Origin of the sequence: Vibrio sp. OPT18 (genome assembly GCF_015163615.1) — a bacterium.
Classification (GTDB): domain Bacteria; phylum Pseudomonadota; class Gammaproteobacteria; order Enterobacterales; family Vibrionaceae; genus Vibrio; species Vibrio coralliirubri.
Window position 1 is genome coordinate 1 of the sequence record NZ_JADDYK010000035.1, and the last position, 204, is coordinate 204.

General features: G+C 54.9%; 1 rRNA gene. It reads left to right on the top strand.

Features of this window, described 5'->3' with window-relative positions:
* A 16S ribosomal RNA gene (locus IQQ51_RS08140) occupies window positions 1-204 on the top strand; the annotation flags it as partial.

The following is a 204-nucleotide window of genomic DNA, read 5'->3' on the forward strand; positions in this document are numbered from 1 at the left end:
AAATGAATTGACGGGGGCCCGCACAAGCGGTGGAGCATGTGGTTTAATTCGATGCAACGCGAAGAACCTTACCTACTCTTGACATCCAGAGAAGCCAGCGGAGACGCAGGTGTGCCTTCGGGAGCTCTGAGACAGGTGCTGCATGGCTGTCGTCAGCTCGTGTTGTGAAATGTTGGGTTAAGTCCCGCAACGAGCGCAACCCTT